Here is a 14376-nt window from a genome sequence, read left to right on the forward strand (position 1 = left end):
TGTAGGCCCCCGCCCGCCCCCGCCATACATGCGGCTGCGGCAACGAAGAAGGGCGGCCCTGCGGCCGCCCTCCCGAGGTTTGCCTTGGCAACCGGCAGGCTTAGAAACGCACCGACCAACGCAGATTGGCGCCATGGTCACGGCTTTCATCGCCGAACTGGCCGGTGTAGCCCAGTTCCAGCTGCTGGTTGGCCGTCAGCCAGGCCGACAGGCCCAGTTCGGCCACCACCGCGCTGTCGGCGATCGGCGCACCGCTGACCGCGAACGCATCGCCACCGCTGGCAAAGCCCAGCCTGGCCATCGGGTTGCGGTCGCCCGAAGCGTGGCGATACCCCACCCCGCCGCGCACGTGCAGCCAGCTGTCCTGCTGGAACGAAGCCTTCAGACCCTTGTCAAAGCGCACACCGGCCGTAGCCAGGGTGGTGCGGGTATCGTCCACGTCACCCTGCAGGGCCGCCGCGCCACCGCGCTCGTTGATCGACTTCATGTCCACTTCAACACGTGCCACCTGCAGGTACGGCTCCAGGCCTGCCTCGCGGCCGCCGAAACGGTAACCCGCTTCGATGAAGGCCTGGCGGGTACGCCCGTCGTAGCGCGCGCTGAGCGTATCGCTGTAGCCGGCGAATGCCAGTTCACGGGTGCTGTCGATGTCGTGCTCGCTCCACGCCAGGCCGCCACGCAGACCAAAACCGCCCCAGTTGTGGCTGGCGTATGCACCGAAGTGGGTGTTGTCGATCTTCGACTTCGCCCGACGGCCGTCCTGCTGCTTGACGTCGGTGCGGCCGGTGCCGGCCAGCAGGCCCACCTGCCAACCACCGAACTGGCGGTCCACGCCCATCAGCAGGCCGTTGCTGTTGGCCTCGGTGCGGGCAGTGTTGGCATTGCCATCCAGCGTGCCGCTGCCACCGATTGCCTGCACCCACACACCGGTCGCGGCCGGCTCGTCACTGCCCGGAGAGGTCGCACCCGCACGACGCGACAGCGCCGCATCGCGGACATGGCGGCTGCCTTCGACCAGCGCGATAGACGTGGCTGCATGCAGTTCACCGCTGAGGCTGTCCAGCGCTGCGCCCACCTGCTGCGGGAACAGCGTGGTCAGCGGCTTGGGCAGCCCCTGGTTGATCGCCAGCGTATCGACCACGGTAGCCACGGCATGCTGGTTTGCGGTGCTGGCCGAGCTGGCCAGCGAGTTGCCGCGGGTCACTTCAATGCGTGCGCCGGTGGCGCCGTAGGCCAGGTTGAACTGCATGAACGGCGAGAACGCGCTGAAGTCGGTGATGGCGAACTGTCCGTTCACGCCGCCATCGGCGCGGATGAAGTTGAACTGCTCACCCAGGTAGTAGATGCCCGGCTCCGGCAGCGCCACCAGGGTGCCGCCGAGCGTGGCGGTGCCGGTGACATGCAGCTGGTCGCTGCGGCTGCCCGGTGCCACCTCGGCCTGGTACACGCCGGTCTCGGTCTGCACGTAGTCGCCGTTGATGGTCAGCGTACCGATCGAATTGCCCGGTGCAATGGTGCCCTTCACGATCGTGTAGCCGAGCGTGCCGGTGCCCTTCAGCGTTGCGCCCACTTCCACCGCGGTCATCCCACCGTTCTGGGTACCGTTGAACGACACCACGCCGCCGACGATATCCAGAAGGGTGTTGTCCAGTACGCCGGTGGTGCCCACCCGGGTATTGCCGCCGTACATGTAGAAGAGGGTGCTGCTCAGCGTGCCGTCCACCTGCAGCGTGCCGTCGCGCATGTCGATGTTGTCCATGCGGACCTTGCCGGTCTCGGTGATGGTGCCGGTGCCACCGGTCACGTTCAACCAGCGACCATCGACGCTACCGGCGACCACCAGCTTGCCGGCTGACAGATTGATGTCGGTGTTGCTTGCCACGGATCCGGCGTTGAGCCGGGCCTCGCCACCGTCGACACCCAGGAGGGTCGATACCAGCGAACCGTTCAGCGCCAGGCGACCGCCCGGTACCCACACGCTGCCCAGCGTATTGACGCCGTCAAGTTCCAGCACACCCTCGCGCACCACGGCGCCGTTGAAGCTGTTGTTGCCGCTCAGGCGCAGCCAGCCGATGCCGCTCTTGGTCAGCTTGCCCGGACCGCCGATGTCGTTGGTCCAGTCGTCCCACGCATCGCCTTCCCACACCTTCAGGCCGCCGGCCTTCTGGTTCATCACCACGTCGGTGTCCACGCGCAGCGAACCGTAGCCTTCAATGGCCTTGGCCAGGTTCATCATGCCCCAGCCATACACATCGTCCACGCCAGCGGCGCCGAGGTCGGTGGCGGTGGTCAGCAGCACGTCGCGCACCTGCGCATTGTCCAGGTACGGGAAACGCTCGAACAGCAGGCCCAGCGCACCGGTGACATGCGGTGCGGCCATCGAGGTGCCGGTCATGTCCTCGTAGGCATAGGTCGGCATGCGCTGCTGGATGTCCAGGCCGATATCGTTGCCGGTCTGGAACGGCGCACCGATGATCTGCGAGTCAGCGCCGTAGGCGGTGGAGGTGATGTCGCTGCCCGGTGCCGCAAGGCACCAGTTGGCGCTCAGGCCACAACGCATGGAGCTTTCGGCCAGGACCAGGTTGCGGTCAACGTTGACCACGCTCAGCCAGTACGGTTCCAGGTCGGCCTGGAAGCGCGGCAGGGTGGCATGCACGCCGGCAATCGGCGCGTCTTCCGGCGAGGTGTTGTACGGATAGGTATTGCCGGCAGCCCACACCTGGATCATGCCATTGGCACGCGAACCATCGCCGATGATCTGGAAATAGTCGTCGTAGGCCGGGTTGTTGAAGAACTGCGCGTCCTGCTGGCCAGCCGTGGTCGGCTCGTTGGTGAAACCCCAGCTGTGGTTGACGGCCCGCACCTGCTGCGCGTTCAACTGCTCGTACAGGTCGGCAAACACCGCATCGGACGCACCAATGCCGACCGAGCCATTGCGGTACTGCAGGGTCGACGGATCGACATCCCATACGGTGAGGCTGTTGAAGAACAGGCGTGCCACCGAAAGATCGGCGCCAAAGGCGACGCCGTGGGTACCAGAGCCATCACGGTTGGCAGCGATGGTGCCCGATACGTGCGTGCCATGCGTGTTGTAGGCCAGCCCTTCGAACAAGCCCTGGCTGTTGACGTTGTCAATGTTCGCCTGGTCCATGTCGAGCAGGGTCATGTCGATGGCCACGTCATTGCCATCGCTGCTGAAGCAGGCATCCGGTCCGCTCAGCATGGTGGTGTTGGTACACAACGATCCGTCAGCCAGGCGATCGGCCAAGTGGATGCTGCGGTGGTTCTTGCCGGCGAATTCGGAATGATCCAGTCCGGTGCCGCTGTCGAACACGCCCAGGCGGATCCCTGCACCGGTCAGTCCACGCGCATAGGCGGCGTCGGCATTGATGGCCTGCAGACCCCAGTCGCGGTTGAACTCGCTGGTACGCCAGCTGGCGCGGTCAGCGGGGGCGCCCATCACCGGCTGCGGCTCGACGCTGGCCATCGGCGCGCTGCCGACAGGCGCCTGCAGCGGTGCGGTTGCCGGTGCTGCGGTCACGGTCGGGCGCGCGAATGCGGCCTGCAGGCTGCGCTGGTACTGGTAGCGGGACAGGTCGTCGGGGGTGCCCTGCGCCAGGGCCGGCAGGGTGGCTGCCATCAGCAGCGAGCCTACGATGGCCGATGCGAGCGGGGAAGGCAGGAAAGAACGACGGAGAGAGGTGGAGCGATACGACGTTGCAGCAGTCATCGGGGATTACGTCCTTGATTCCATGGATTGTTTCAGGTGCTGCTCCCTCATGGAGCTGTGTGGGAACACCTGCGCGGCGAGTCAGCGCGCGCTCACCCGCATGTCGCTATCGGCGGGCGTGCCCGCAACTTAATATATTTTTCACATTGGTACTGTCGGGAAAATCCCCACTTCGCCCCTGCCCAAGGTCACTTGGCAAGCACGCCGCTCCCCGGCTAGCGTCGGTGGGTTGAACACGCTGCCAAGGGGATCTGCATGACATCGACGTTGTTGCGCGCCGGGTTGGGTCTGGCGCTGGTATCGCTGAGCACGGCGCCGGCCGTGGGCGCTTCGCGCTTCGTGGCCGATCCCTACCCGAGCACCTACCAGGCGCACCCCGATGGGCCGCTGCTGATCCACAACGCCACAGTGCTGACCGGCACCGGCCAGCGCCTCGACAACGCCGATGTGCTGCTGCGCGACGGTCGCATCGTCGCCGTCGGCGATGCCCTGCAGGTCGATGCCAGCGTCACCCGCATCAACGCCGACGGCAAGTGGGTGACGCCCGGCCTGATCGACGTGCACTCGCACCTGGGCGTCTATCCCAGCCCCGGTGTCGGCGCGCACAGCGACGGCAACGAGATGACCGCGCCGGTCACCGCCAACGTCTGGGCCGAGCATTCGGTATGGCCGCAGGACCCAGGTTTCCAGGCGGCACTGGCAGGCGGCGTGACCAGCATGCAGGTGCTGCCCGGCTCGGCCAACCTGGTCGGTGGCCGCGGCGTAACGCTGAAGAACGTGCCTGCCACCACCTACCAGGCGATGAAGTTCCCCGGCGCGCCGTGGGGCCTGAAAATGGCCTGCGGCGAGAACCCCAAGCGCGTCTACGGTGGCGGCAAAGGCGTGGCACCTGCAACGCGGATGGGCAACGTGGCCGGTTACCGCGCAGCCTTCATCGACGCGGCCGACTACATCGCCAAGAACACGCCGAAGCCGGCCAAGCGCAAGGGCTGGTTCGGCAGCGACAAGGGCGACAGCGCCGGTGATGCCGGCGGCAAGCGCGACCTCAAGCTGGATACGCTCGCCGGTGCGATCCAGGGCGATATCCGCGTGCACATCCACTGCTATCGCGCCGATGAAATGGCCACCATGCTCGACCTGTCCAAGGAATTCGGCTTCAAGGTGGCCGCCTTCCACCACGGCGTGGAGGCCTACAAACTGGCCGACCGGCTGGCGGCCGAAGGCGTGTGCGGGGCACTGTGGGCCGACTGGTGGGGCTTCAAGATGGAAGCCTTCGACGGCATAGCCGAGAACATCGCGCTGGTCGACCGGCCAAAGAACAGCTGCGCCATCGTCCACTCCGACTCGCCCGAGGGCATCCAGCGCCTGAACCAGGAAGCAGCCAAGGTGATGGCCGCCGCGCGCCGCGCGCACATGCCGGAGATCGCACCGGAACGCGCGATCACCTGGATGACCGCCAACGCCGCCAAGGCGCTGGGCATCGAGGCGCAGACCGGCACGCTGGAAGCCGGGAAAATGGCCGATGTGGTGATCTGGAACGGCAACCCCTTCAGTTCGTATGCACTGGCCGAGCAGGTGTTCGTCGATGGCCGCCGTGTGTACGACCGCAGCATGCCACCGGCAACGCCGCGGTCGGATTTCCAGCTTGGACAGGAGTTGCACTGATGGGCATGTTGAACAAGCGCCGCCGGGCATGGCCCGGCACTACCTTGGTTGCGCTGTTGTTGCTGACAACCGCAGCCTCGGCGCAGGACCTGCTGGTGCGCGGTGCGACCGTCGCTACCGCCAGCGCACGTGGCAACGTGGAAGACGCCGATGTGCTGGTGCAGGGCGGCATCATCCGCGCGGTCGGCCGGGGCCTGTCCGCACCGGCCGGTGTGCCGGTGGTCGAAGCCAAGGGCCGCATGCTGACCCCTGCCCTGTTCGGTGGCATCACCGAGATCGGCATCGAGGAAGTATCCGGTGAATCGAGCACGGTCGACAGCGCACTGAAGATCGGCGAGCAGCCGCTGCGCCCGGAGTTCGACGTGACACTGGCCTATAACCCGGCGTCCGTGCTGATTCCGGTGGCGCGCCTGGACGGCATCGGCTTCACGGCGCTGGGCGCGGCCACTGGCGGGGGCTTCGTTGCCGGCCAGGGCGGCGTGGTGCGTTTCGATGGCAGTGCCGACCCGATCGGCCCGCGCGCGCTGTTCCTGCGCCTGGGTGCTGCAGCATCTGAACTGACCGGTCAATCGCGCGCGGCGCAGTGGATGCTGCTGCAGCAGATGGTGGACGAGGCACGCGGCCAAGTGGCCGCCGACTCGCCGCATGCGCTGCTGACCCCGGCCGGTCGCCGCACGCTGGCCCGCTATCTGTCCGGGCAGGGCCGCATTGTGGTGGAAGTGGACCGTGCAGCCGACATCCGCCAGCTGCTGCGCTGGGCGGCCCGCGAGAAGGTGAAGATCGCCGTCGCCGGCGGTGCCGAGGCCTGGCAGCTGGCACCGGAACTGGCAGCGGCCAAGGTACCGGTATTCGTCGACGCGCTGGGCAACCTGCCGGCCACCTTCGACCAGATCGGCGCCACCCTGGAAAACGCCGCGCGGCTGCAGCGCGCGGGCGTACCGGTGGCCTTCGCCCAGCGCGATGACGCCTCGCACAACGCGCGCAAGATGCGCCAGTTGGCCGGCAACGCGGTGGCCAATGGCCTGCCCTGGGCCGACGGCCTGGCCGGGCTGACCCGGATACCGGCCGAGGTGCTGGGCGTGGCCGACCAGATCGGCAGCATCGAACCGGGCAAGCGTGCAGACCTGGTGCTGTGGGAAGGCGATCCGCTGGATGTGGCGCACTATGCCGAACAGGTCTGGCTGGGCGGCCGCGCAATGCCGATGCGCTCGCGCCAGACCGAACTGCGTGACCGCTACCTGCAGCGCAACGCGCAGCCTTGACCATTACCAGGAGCCATCAATGCCCACCCTGCGCTGGTATTTCGACTTCGTCTCGCCCTATTCCTACCTGCACTGGCAGAAGGTGAAACAGCTGCCGCAGTTCGGGCGCATCCAACCGGTGCCCATCGCCTTTGGTGCGGTGCTGCACCATCTGGGCAACCTGGGCCCGGCGGAGATTCCGGCCAAGCGCCGCTTCATGTACCGCCAGCTGCTGTGGACTGCGCAGGCCGAGGGCACCCCTCTGCGCTTCCCGCCCGGGCACCCGTTCAATCCGCTGGCGGCCCTGCGCCTGTGCCTGGCCGCCGGTGCCAGCACTGCGGCGGTGGACGTGCTGTTCGACTGGATCTGGCGCGACGGCCACGCCGGCGACACGGCCGAGGCCCTGCGCGAACCCGCCGCCCGGCTGGGTATCAGCGATGTGGAGGCGGCCATTGGCGAGCCAGCCATCAAGGAGCAGCTGCGACGCAACACCGAGGCGGCGATCGAGGCCGGGGTGTTCGGCGTGCCGACCCTGGCCATCGACGGCGATCTGTTCTGGGGCAACGATACCCACCCGCTGATGGCGGCGGTGCTGGACGACCCCAGCCTGCTGGACCGGCCGGAATGGCGGCAGGCGGTGGCGCTGCCGGTGGCGGTGCAGCGCAGTCGCTGAACAGGCAGTGGCGCTTTTCCCTCGCGCGCCCGGTCCCGTTTTGAGATAGTTTTCACATTTCCGAACCTACAACCGCCCTGGAGGGGGAGCCGCGGATGCGCATCGGAATCGTCGTCGACTCGGCCTGCGACCTGCCGCAGGACTTCATTGCCGAGCACAACATCGTGCTGCTGCCGATCACCGTGCGGATCGGCGAAGCGGTGCTTGCCGACCACCGCGACGAGCAGGCAACGCTCAGCTTCCTGCACGCGCACGTCGCCGAGCACGGCGCCGAAGCGGAGACCATCCCCTTCAGCGTCAGCCAGATCCGCGACCTGTTCCTGCAACGCTTGGTGATCGACTACGACCACGTGTTCTGCATGACCATCACCAAGACCCGCAGCCCGATCCACGACAACGCACTGCAGGCCAGCTTCGCCATCCTCAACGACTACAAGCCGGTGCGGCAGGCGGCCGGCTTCAACTCGCCGTTCGCGCTGCGCGTGCTGGATACCCAGAACCTGTTCGCCGCCCAGGCGGTGACGGCGGTGGAAGCGGTGCGCCTGCGCGCCAGTGATGCCAGCGTGCAGCAGATCCGTGAGCGCCTGGAAGAACTGGCCGGCAACGTGCACGGCTACATGGTCACCCGCGACCTGTACTACATGCGTGCCCGCGCCCGGCACAAGGGCGACCGCAGCGTTGGCCTGCTCAGCGCAGCACTGGGCAGTGCGCTGGACATCAAGCCAGTGCTGCATGGCTATCGCGGGCAGACCGGGCCGGTGGCGAAGATCAAGGGTTTCGACAGCGCCGTGCTGAAGCTGTTCGGCGTGGTCGGCCAGCGCGTACGCGCCGGCCTGATGACGCCGACCGTGTGCGTCAGCTACGGCGGCGAACTGGACGAGCTGCGTGCCCTGCCCGGCTATGCGCAGATGAAGGAGGTCTGCGCCGACCATGGCGTGACCGTGTACGAATCGGTGATGAGCCTGACCGGCATGGTCAACGTCGGCAAGGGCGCGGTCACCGTGGGTTTTGCCGATGGGCCGCATCGGTTTGAATGAAGGCCAACCGCGCTCTGGAATCTGCACATCGATTCCACCGCGCCTATGCCAGCCTAGCCGCACCTCAAGGAGATCAACATGCCTGCGCAGTACCACATCAGCCTGCCCGAACCGTCCAAGGCCCGCGGCAACGACCCCGACCTGTCGTTCCATTCGCAGGGCGCTGCCGGCCTCGCCGAAGAACTGCAGAACGCGCTGCGCAATGGCAGCCTGTTCGAGCGCTGGCGCGACAAGCAGCCGGACCCGGATGCGGTGGAGCCGCAGTGGGGCGCGACTGATCCGGAGGCCACCGTGACCGGTGAGCAGAAGGACCTGCGCATCAACCTGGTGGCCACTACCCGCATCGACAGTGACGTGTTCAAGCAGCGCCTGCGCCTGCTGGCCGGCCACCACTGGGAACTGCGCGACGTGCGTTGAGTTCCGGCTCTGGTAGGTGCCAACCTTGGTTGGCGCTTTCCTGAAGGCTGCCAACCAAGGTTGGGATCTACCGACTCTGCGCCTCCGAATTGTCGCAAATAGCCCGGTAATGATGACCGTGCTTTGGTAGGTGCCAACTTTGGCTGGTACTTCCCGGCACATCGCTCACGTGACTGGCACACTGGCGCGATGAGAAACACAGACCCAATCACCCGGCCAGGCACTCGCGGCCAGAAGAAGCTGCGCGATGCTCCACGGCGACTCCGCTACCTGCAGCGCTGGGCCCGGAGATTCGTCGATGAATTTCCGACTCCGGAAGAGCTGCAGACCAACACCCGTTATTGGAATTACAAAATTCCCACTCGCGCAGGCCTGATCGAAGGTCCTGCATCGACGCCGGCTTTGCAGCGCGCCTGCGCGCAGGCCCTGATCAATGCCTGCGCAAATCTGATCCAGTCGCGCCCGGCCTCGCAAGCAGGTGTGCGGATAACCTGCTGCATCGCCCAGCCTGGCATGTTCTCCAGCGAGGTATGTCTTTACCTGGACGAAGACTATTTCCAGGGACATGTCGCCACTACGGCAGATGGACAGGTCACCGCCATCACCTCGCGCAGCCTTGCTGCCGAATGGGGGCTCGCCTTGCCCAGCGGCATCGAAGAGCGCGGCGTGCAGGTGCGCATCCCACCTGCCGATGACCACGAGGGGATGGAACAGGAATACTGGTTCTTCGGCGAGATTGCCGACCAGCCGTGATGGGTAAGACCGCCCCGTTCCGGTAAATGCCAACCCTGGTTGGCAGCCTTTTGGAACGTGCCAACCAAGGTTGGCCACTACCGGCTTCACCTTGCCGAGCTGCCGGCCAGCGGCCGGCACTACCCGGCATCTGGGTGTGCTGGTATCGTGCCGCCGCCAAAGGCGACTGCACGGATTGCACATGGACCCCAAGCTGAAAGCGCTCATCGAGCAGACCAACCTGTCGGACCTGCTGCCGCCGACGCCTCGGGAAATGGATCTGCAGCAGCCGGTGGCACCGCCGGAACCCGCAAAACCGCAGCCCGCCCGTTCCACCAACGATGCACTGCAGGTGCATTTCGGTGGTACCGACATGGTCGGAAAGCTCGCCAATGCGCCCACCAGTGGACGGATAAAGACCTTCGCCATGATCCTGCTGGGCGGGCCGACCATCGTGTTCGGCCTGCTTCTGCTGGGCATGGTCTGGACCGAGCCGGGCAAGTCAGTGTTCGCGCTGGTCTACGGCACGGTCATCGCAGCGGTGTTGATCGGTATCTGGCCTTATCTGCTGTTCCGCAAACGCGAAAAGCCGGCGGCCTGACGCGGGCTGCCTGCCAGGATAGTGCCGGCCGCTGGCCGGCAACTCATGCATACGGCATCTGCCGGCCAGCGGCCGGCACTACCCATCCTGCGCCTTACCAACCGCCGCCCAATGCGCGATACAGCTCTACGCGTGCAATCGCGGCGGTCGCCTGGCTGTTGGCCAGCGCGGCCTGGTTGTCCAGCGCGATGCGCTGGGTGCTCAATACATCCAGCATGTCGACCACGCCGGCCTGGTACTGCCGACGCGCCGCACCCAGCGCCGTCTCGCTCTCATCCACCGCCACGTGCAGCTGCGCGGCACGCTGCTGTTCGGCGGCATAGCTGTCGATGGCATCGTCCACTTCATGCCAGGCCTGCAGCACGGTACGGCGGAACTGCAGGGCCGCCTGTTGCTGCTGCAGCCTGCTCAGCGCCAGGTTGGCCTTCAGGCGTCCGCCCTGGAAGATCGGCAGGCTGATCGACGGGCCGATACTGAAGCGATGCGCGTTCCAGCCATCCAGATCATCCAGCTGCCTGGCCTGGAAACCGGCATCGCCATTCAAGGTGATGCGCGGCAGGAAGCTGGCCTTGGCCACGCCAATTCCCGCCGTGGCAGCATGCAGTGCAGCCTCGGCACGGCGGACATCCGGGCGACGCTCGGCCAGTTCACTGGGCACGCCCACAGCCACGGTCGGCAACGCGGCCCAATCGCGGCGCGCGCTCTGCAGCTGCGCATCCAGCGCCTGCGGCGGCTGTGCCAGCAGGAACGCGAGTGCATTGCGCAGCTGCGATTCGCGGTGCCGCAGCGGTGCGATGCGAGCCTGCAGCGATGCCACCTGCGCCGCCGCACTGGAGACCTGCAACGTGCTGGCCACGCCTTGGCGCTGGCGCGCTTCGGTCAGCCGCTTGATGTCGTGGGCGATGCTGAGGTTGTCCTCGGTGATGGCCAGCAGCTGGCGCATTGCGCGCAACTGCAGGTAATCACGCGCGGTCTCGGCCAGCAGCGCGATGCGCACCGCGTGTGCATCTTCCTCAGCCATCTGCACGCGTGCGTCGGCCGCTTCCACCTGACGGCGTACGCGTCCCCACAGATCCAGTTCCCAGCTCATGCCGATGCCGGCCTGGAACAGCCCATAGTCATCGCGACCGCCATTACCGGACGGATCGTTCAGGCCTACCTCGCTGTTGCGCGCGCGTACGCCACTGGCAGTGGCGCCGACGCTGGGCAGCCGGTCGGCCGCGGTGACGCCACGCGCGGCGCGGCTCTGCTGCACCCGGTTGGCGGCCAGCTGCAGGTCGAGATTGGCCTGCAGTACCTGCGTCGCCAGTTGCCCCAGCAGCGGATCATCGAAACCGGACCACCAGCTGGCGTCGTCATCCAGCGCAGCTGAAGCCACCGCTTCGCCCTGCCACTGCGTGGGCAGGTCGGCCTGCGGGCGCACGAAGTCCGGGCCCAGCATGCAGGCGGTCAACGCCGTGCACAGTGCCGCTGCAGCCAGTCCACGCGGGAATACGCGGATCATGCGCCTTCCCCGCCCGTGCGGTGCCGCTCGCGCTGCGCGCTCTGCACCCGCTGCGGACGCTGCGGACGCTGCAGATCCACGCTGGCTTCCACCGACATGCCGGCCCGCAGTTGGCCCAGCAATGCCTGCTCCGGCTCCAGCACGATCTTCACCGGAATGCGCTGCACCACCTTGGTGAAGTTGCCGGTCGCGTTTTCCGGCGCCACCGCGGCAAACGTCACGCCAGTGGCCGGGGCGATGCTGTCGATATGGCCGCGCAGCCGCGTGCCGGGAAATACATCCACCGTCAGTTCGACCTGCTGCCCCGGCTGCATGCGGGTCATCTGCGTTTCCTGGAAGTTGGCGACCACGAAGGCCCGCTGCAGCGGCACCACCGCGGCCACCGGCGTGCCCGGGGTCAGGTAGGCGCCGACGCGCACTGCGCGGCGTCCCACCACGCCATCGATCGGTGCACGCAGCTCGGTGTGCGAAAGATCCAGTTCGGCGCGCGCCTGTGCGGCTTCGGCACGCTGCACGGCCGCCTGTGCGGCCTGCACCCCGGCAGCGAGGATGTCGGTGCGCTGGCGTGCGGTCGACAACGCGGCCTGTCCCTGTTGCAGATGTGCACTGGCCACGGCCTGCTTCGACTGCGCCTGCTGCGCGTTCTGCACGGTACCGGCACCGTCGCGGGCCAGCTCGCGGTAGCGCTGCTGGTCGGCGCTGGCCAGGGTCAGTTCGGCGCGGCTGACATCCACACTCGCCCTGGCCTGTTCGATCAGCGAGCCCTGCTGTGCCAGCGCCGCCTGCGCGTTGGCCAGCTGCGCGCGCGCATTGGCCAGGTCGGCGCGGGCGGCCAGCAACGCGACCTGGTAGTCGCGGTCATCGATGCGGGCCAGCACGTCACCGGCCTTCACCGCCTGGTTGTCTTCCACGTTCACCGCGCTGACGAAGCCGGCGATCTTCGGTGCGACTACGGTGTAATCAGCAACCACATAGGCGTTGTTGGTGGTCTGGTGGCGGCCATCGCGCAGCAGCAACCAGGCAGCACCGGCCAGAAGCAGTACGCCCAGGCCGAGGCCGGCGTTGAGATACGTTCGATTGATTGTCATGGGGAGTTCCTGCGAAGGGATCAGGCCACGGCACGTGGCGGATGGATGCGGGTGGGCATCCAGGCAATGAGGGGAATGAAGGCCAGCGCGACCAACGCGACCAGCAGGTAGAGATCGGCCGAGGTCAACGTCTGCACCTGCGCGTGCAGGCGCGCGCCAAGCTGCGGCCCTTCGGCCAGCCACGGCTGTTCGCCAAGTCGCTCGACCAGCACGGTGGAGTGGAAATGGCGGCGTCCCTGCGCGACCGCTTCCAGCACGCCGCTGGCCAGCACCGCAGCAAAGCCCTTGACCGTGTTGAACCACGCCGAGGCAAAGGGGCCGTCCTGCGGCGCCAGGCCGCCGGTGGCCAGCATCAGCAACGGCAGCACCGCCATCGGCTGCGCAAACACCTGCAGCAGCTGTACCCACAGGAAGTTGTCGCGTATCCAGCTGACGTCCAGATGCGCGCCCAGCCAGCAGGCCAGCGCCAGCAGCGCCAGGCCGGTGGCCTGCACCCAACGGCAATCGATCGCACGGATGTTCAGCAGTGCGGCGACCAACGGCAGCGCGATGACCTGCGGCACCGCCACCCACAGCAGCATCGGCGCGGTCTGTTGCGGGCGATAGCCCTGCACGCTGGCGAGGAAGCCGGAAGGAATGGAGATCACCGCCAGCAGCACGAACAGCACGCCACCGAGGGTAATCAGCGAGTAGCTGAGGTTGCGGTTGGCCAGGAGCTGCAGCTTGAAGAACGGCAGTGGATGGAACCACTCGTTGATGAGGAACAGCACCAGCAGACCCGCACCGCCACCCAGCATCAGCGTGATCAACGACGAGTCGAACCAGTTCAGGCGCGGGCCCTGCACCAAACCCAGTACCAGCAGCACCAGCGCCGGCAGGCCGAGCATCAGGCCGACGCCGTCGAACTGTGCGAAGCGCTCCAGCCGCAGGGGATCCTGTGGCAGGCCCCAGCCGACCATCGCCATCGCCGCCAGGCAATACGGCACGATCTGCCAGAACGCCCAGTGCCAGCCCACCTGCTCCACCCAGAATGCGGCCAGCGGAGTGCCCATGCTCGGGCCGAAGGTGGCGGTCAGTGCGTAGGCGGCCAGGCCGTACAGCTTGATGCCCGGCGGCAGGAAGCGCAGCGCCACGCTCATCAGCAGCGGCGGCAGCGCGCCCCCACACAGGCCCTGCAATGCGCGCAGCAGCAGAAAGGTCTGCAGGTTGGGGGCGAGCGGGCACAGCACGCCCAGCACCATGAAGCCGCCGATCATCGCCAGCGCAAAGCGGCGCAGCGAGAAGGTGGCTGCGCACCACGGTGCGAATGCCATCGCGCTGACCGACATGGCGCTGTACAGCGCCACGATCCAGCTGCCGTCATCGACGCTGAAACCCATCGCACCGCGGATGTCGGCCAGCGCGACCTTGGTGACGTTCTCGTTGAAACCCGACACCAGCACTGCCAGCAGCACACCGCACAGCCCAATCAGGATGCGCCGGTCGAAGCCGGGGGCAGCGACAGGCCGGGGCACTGCCGGCGCCGCGGGCATGGCGGCCGGCGTGCTCACTGCCGACTGCCGATCCGTGCAGTACACGGCATATATGGAGACATTGGATTGCGCTCAGTGGAACTTTTGGGAGCGCAGTCTAGAAAGGCCGTTGCCTGCGAAAAATGGCGTGCCCGGCATCGCAGGCGTGCGTCCGGC

The 14376-nt window shown here is 66.9% G+C and carries 11 protein-coding genes; 7 read left to right on the top strand and 4 right to left on the bottom strand.

What is annotated here, in order from left to right; genetic code table 11:
* Positions 1 to 100: 100 nt before the first annotated feature.
* Positions 101 to 3730: an autotransporter domain-containing protein gene (locus ACUXVE_RS06905; protein ID WP_445514073.1), complete on the bottom strand. Its 3630-nt coding sequence runs from the start codon at positions 3728 to 3730 to the stop codon at positions 101 to 103.
* Between the two features lie 255 nt (positions 3731 to 3985).
* On the opposite strand from ACUXVE_RS06905, the gene ACUXVE_RS06910 reads away from it, so the two are divergent.
* The 7 genes from ACUXVE_RS06910 (at position 3986) to ACUXVE_RS06940 (ending at position 10096) form a co-directional block, all read left to right on the top strand.
* The gene (locus ACUXVE_RS06910; RefSeq protein ID WP_445514074.1) at positions 3986 to 5395 is read left to right on the top strand and encodes an amidohydrolase; all 1410 of its coding nucleotides are present in this window, start codon (positions 3986 to 3988) and stop codon (positions 5393 to 5395) included.
* The gene (locus ACUXVE_RS06915; RefSeq protein WP_445514075.1) at positions 5395 to 6657 is read left to right on the top strand and encodes an amidohydrolase family protein; all 1263 of its coding nucleotides are present in this window, start codon (positions 5395 to 5397) and stop codon (positions 6655 to 6657) included. The genes ACUXVE_RS06910 and ACUXVE_RS06915 overlap by 1 nt, the downstream gene beginning before the upstream one ends.
* Before the next feature lie 19 nt (positions 6658 to 6676).
* Positions 6677 to 7309: a 2-hydroxychromene-2-carboxylate isomerase gene (locus ACUXVE_RS06920; protein WP_445514076.1), complete on the top strand. Its 633-nt coding sequence runs from the start codon at positions 6677 to 6679 to the stop codon at positions 7307 to 7309.
* A gap of 95 nt (positions 7310 to 7404) precedes the next feature.
* Positions 7405 to 8346 carry a DegV family protein gene (locus ACUXVE_RS06925; protein ID WP_093817987.1) on the top strand — a complete coding sequence of 314 codons (942 nt, stop codon included), beginning with the start codon at positions 7405 to 7407 and terminating at the stop codon, positions 8344 to 8346.
* 78 nt (positions 8347 to 8424) lie between these two features.
* Positions 8425 to 8763, top strand: a complete 339-nt coding sequence (locus ACUXVE_RS06930; RefSeq protein ID WP_222388387.1) for a hypothetical protein — start codon at positions 8425 to 8427, stop codon at positions 8761 to 8763.
* 189 nt (positions 8764 to 8952) lie between these two features.
* A complete protein-coding gene (locus ACUXVE_RS06935) occupies positions 8953 to 9516 on the top strand; it encodes a DUF3916 domain-containing protein (protein WP_445514077.1) in 564 nt (187 codons plus the stop codon).
* A 181-nt stretch (positions 9517 to 9697) separates the two neighbouring features.
* Complete coding sequence (locus ACUXVE_RS06940; protein WP_301864747.1) at positions 9698 to 10096, top strand: hypothetical protein; 399 nt, start codon at positions 9698 to 9700, stop codon at positions 10094 to 10096.
* A 94-nt stretch (positions 10097 to 10190) separates the two neighbouring features.
* Here the strand turns inward: ACUXVE_RS06940 and ACUXVE_RS06945 are convergent, their stop codons facing one another.
* The 3 genes from ACUXVE_RS06945 to ACUXVE_RS06955 are packed head-to-tail and all read right to left on the bottom strand — an operon-like array spanning position 10191 to position 14238.
* Complete coding sequence (locus tag ACUXVE_RS06945) at positions 10191 to 11600, bottom strand: efflux transporter outer membrane subunit (RefSeq protein ID WP_445514078.1); 1410 nt, start codon at positions 11598 to 11600, stop codon at positions 10191 to 10193.
* Positions 11597 to 12688, bottom strand: coding sequence for an HlyD family secretion protein (locus ACUXVE_RS06950; RefSeq protein WP_445514079.1), 1092 nt, complete (start codon positions 12686 to 12688; stop codon positions 11597 to 11599). Before ACUXVE_RS06950 ends, ACUXVE_RS06945 begins: the two co-directional genes overlap by 4 nt.
* Positions 12689 to 12708: 20 nt before the next feature.
* Entirely contained in the window at positions 12709 to 14238 is a 1530-nt protein-coding gene (locus tag ACUXVE_RS06955; protein WP_445514080.1) for an MFS transporter, read from the bottom strand.
* Positions 14239 to 14376 lie beyond the last annotated feature (138 nt).

It is taken from the genome of Stenotrophomonas sp. 3(2025) (assembly GCF_052665395.1).

What these genes read in the sequence shown, in the direction of transcription:
- ACUXVE_RS06950 (WP_445514079.1), bottom strand. Translation starts at nt 12,688, where the DNA reads ATGACAATCAATCGAACGTATCTCAACGCCGGCCTCGGCCTGGGCGTA.
- ACUXVE_RS06920 (WP_445514076.1), top strand. Translation starts at nt 6,677, where the DNA reads ATGCCCACCCTGCGCTGGTATTTCGACTTCGTCTCGCCCTATTCCTAC.
- ACUXVE_RS06925 (WP_093817987.1), top strand. Translation starts at nt 7,405, where the DNA reads ATGCGCATCGGAATCGTCGTCGACTCGGCCTGCGACCTGCCGCAGGAC.
- ACUXVE_RS06935 (WP_445514077.1), top strand. Translation starts at nt 8,953, where the DNA reads ATGAGAAACACAGACCCAATCACCCGGCCAGGCACTCGCGGCCAGAAG.
- ACUXVE_RS06910 (WP_445514074.1), top strand. Translation starts at nt 3,986, where the DNA reads ATGACATCGACGTTGTTGCGCGCCGGGTTGGGTCTGGCGCTGGTATCG.
- ACUXVE_RS06930 (WP_222388387.1), top strand. Translation starts at nt 8,425, where the DNA reads ATGCCTGCGCAGTACCACATCAGCCTGCCCGAACCGTCCAAGGCCCGC.
- ACUXVE_RS06945 (WP_445514078.1), bottom strand. Translation starts at nt 11,600, where the DNA reads ATGATCCGCGTATTCCCGCGTGGACTGGCTGCAGCGGCACTGTGCACG.
- ACUXVE_RS06915 (WP_445514075.1), top strand. Translation starts at nt 5,395, where the DNA reads ATGGGCATGTTGAACAAGCGCCGCCGGGCATGGCCCGGCACTACCTTG.
- ACUXVE_RS06905 (WP_445514073.1), bottom strand. Translation starts at nt 3,730, where the DNA reads ATGACTGCTGCAACGTCGTATCGCTCCACCTCTCTCCGTCGTTCTTTC.
- ACUXVE_RS06940 (WP_301864747.1), top strand. Translation starts at nt 9,698, where the DNA reads ATGGACCCCAAGCTGAAAGCGCTCATCGAGCAGACCAACCTGTCGGAC.